This is a genomic window from Mycobacterium sp. IS-1264 (assembly GCF_001954195.1).
Classification (GTDB): domain Bacteria; phylum Actinomycetota; class Actinomycetes; order Mycobacteriales; family Mycobacteriaceae; genus Mycobacterium.
The window spans coordinates 1-536 of record NZ_MBES01000038.1 but is presented as its reverse complement, the minus strand read 5'-3'; the positions used below and the strand labels follow the sequence as shown (position 1 = coordinate 536).

The 536-nt window shown below is 62.5% G+C and carries 1 protein-coding gene; it reads left to right on the top strand.

Annotation, left to right across the window (positions count from 1 at the left end; genetic code table 11):
* Nucleotides 1–536 (top strand): condensation domain-containing protein (locus tag A5744_RS07305; RefSeq protein WP_139331271.1); only part of this gene is annotated, 536 nt, incomplete at both ends.

Below are 536 nucleotides of genomic sequence, written 5' to 3'. Positions count from 1 at the left end.
GGGATGCCTGAGCGTTTGGAGTTGCCTGTTGATCGGCCTTATCCGGTGGTGGCTGATCAGTGTGGGGCCAGTGTGGGTGTGGAGTGGTCGGCGGGGTTGCAGCGCCAGGTTGCTCGGGTGGCCCGTGAGCATAACGCGACGAGTTTCATGGTGGTGCAGGCCGGGTTGGCGGTGTTGTTGTCGAAGGTTTGTGCCAGTTCTGATGTGGCCGTGGGCTTCGCGGTGGCGGGTCGGGGTGATCCGGCGCTCGATGAGTTGGTGGGCTTTTTTGTCAACACCTTGGTGCTGCGGGTGGATGTGGGCGGTGATCCCACCTTCGCTGAACTGTTGGCGCAGGTTCGGGCACGCAGTTTGGAGGCGTTCGAACATCAGCACGTGCCGTTTGAGGTGTTGGTGGAGCGGCTCAATCCGGCTCGGTCGCTGCGCCATCACCCACTGATTCAGGTGTCGTTGGCCTGGCAGAATTTCGCCGGTCATGAGGACCCGGCGGCGGGTTTGGTGCTGGAGGGCCTTGAAGTCAGCCCGATCCCGTTGGA